This window comes from Pseudomonas sp. MD195_PC81_125, from assembly GCF_014060985.1.
In the GTDB taxonomy this organism is placed as follows: domain Bacteria; phylum Pseudomonadota; class Gammaproteobacteria; order Pseudomonadales; family Pseudomonadaceae; genus Aquipseudomonas; species Aquipseudomonas parakoreensis.
Genome location: NZ_JABULD010000944.1, coordinates 1 through 655, shown reverse-complemented (window position 1 = coordinate 655; position 655 = coordinate 1). Strand labels below are relative to the sequence as shown.

The window sequence follows — 655 nt, the reverse complement described above, 5'->3', positions numbered from 1 at the left end:
CCCCGCTATAAAACTCTCCCGACATATCGAACCCTCGACAAATGTTATGGAGAACACACTTGAACGCTCTGACCATGGATAAAATTATCCGCTACAGCAAAGTCATACTGATGAGTTACTTCAGTTTTTTTGGCTTGCTGATGATGTTCAGCAATTTCACCGACTACGGTTCAAACTACGAATATGTCGCGCACGTCCTGAGCATGGACACGACCGAACACAACCCCAACCTGCGCTACCGCGCCATCACCTCGCCAACGCTGCACCACCGTATCTACTGGCTGATCATTACCCTGGAAGTCACTTTCAGCGCATTTTGCATGTTGGGTGTCTATCAATTACTCAAGAACATCAACGGCTCCAGCGAGGAATTTCATGAAGCCAAGAAGTTTTCGATCATTGGCCTTTTAATCGCTGTTTTCATCTACTACGTATGTTTTCAAGTTGTCGGTGTCGAATGGTTCGACATGGACACTTCAAACATCTGGAACGCCAAGGATTGGGCCCGACATATTGTCGACTTTATCTTGCCGCTGCTGATTTACATCGTGATAAAAGTCGAGCGCTGAACATCAGCGCTCGCACAGTGACAGGCTCAAGCCAACTTGCCCTGACGGGGCAATGCCACGGCACGGGGTTTGCGAAATACCAAGAC

At 48.2% G+C, this 655-nt stretch carries 1 protein-coding gene; it reads left to right on the top strand.

The annotated features are described in order from the left end of the window. Positions 1 to 59: 59 nt before the first annotated feature. Positions 60 to 569 carry a DUF2165 family protein gene (locus HT737_RS30500; RefSeq protein WP_131671477.1) on the top strand — a complete coding sequence of 170 codons (510 nt, stop codon included), beginning with the start codon at positions 60 to 62 and terminating at the stop codon, positions 567 to 569. The last annotated feature ends 86 nt before the right edge of the window (positions 570 to 655 follow it).